Here is a 560-nt window from a genome sequence, read left to right as displayed (position 1 = left end):
ATGAAAAATGGGGAGAAGTTCCTTGTGCATTTATTGAAATGGTTAAAGATAAGCCGGTATCAGAAAAAGAATTAATTGATTTTTGTAAAGAAACTTTAGCGGGATTTAAAGTTCCTAAAAAGGTTGTGTTCTGTGATTTGCCAAAAACTTCGACAGGAAAAATACAAAAGTTTGAATTAAGAAAACAAGTTTAGGTAATTTTTGAATTTTCAATTGGAAAATAAAAATGTTTATGCGTCTGATGCAGGACAGGGTATTGATGAAAATAAAGAAACAATAGTATTTCTTCATGGAAGTGGTCTTTCACATATTGTTTGGTCTCTAACTGAACAGTTTTTTTCAAATAATAATTTTAACGTATTATCTATTGATTTACCTGGGCACGGTAATTCTGATGGCCCTTGCTTAGATAGTATTGAAAAAATAGCTGATTGGTTGGAGCATGTTTTTAATAAACTTAATTTAAATAATTTAATTTTAATTGGTCATTCCCAAGGTTGCTTGGAGATACTTGAATATGCTCACAAATATAAAAATAGATTAAAAAAGTTAGTTTTTAT

General features: G+C 28.8%; 2 protein-coding genes. Both read left to right on the top strand.

The features are described from left to right. Window positions 1-194, top strand: a 194-nt coding sequence (locus AMN83_RS00265) for an AMP-binding enzyme (RefSeq protein ID WP_425304137.1), incomplete at its 5' end; no start/stop codon positions are given. Between the two features lie 7 nt (window positions 195-201). Further along, window positions 202-560 (top strand): alpha/beta fold hydrolase (locus AMN83_RS00260; protein WP_143323620.1); only part of this gene is annotated, 359 nt, incomplete at its 3' end.

It is taken from the genome of Candidatus Pelagibacter communis, assembly GCF_001180025.1.
GTDB classification, from domain to species: domain Bacteria; phylum Pseudomonadota; class Alphaproteobacteria; order Pelagibacterales; family Pelagibacteraceae; genus Pelagibacter; species Pelagibacter ubique_A.
The sequence above is the reverse complement of the archived record's forward strand: the minus strand, read 5'-3'. Positions and strand labels throughout refer to the sequence as shown.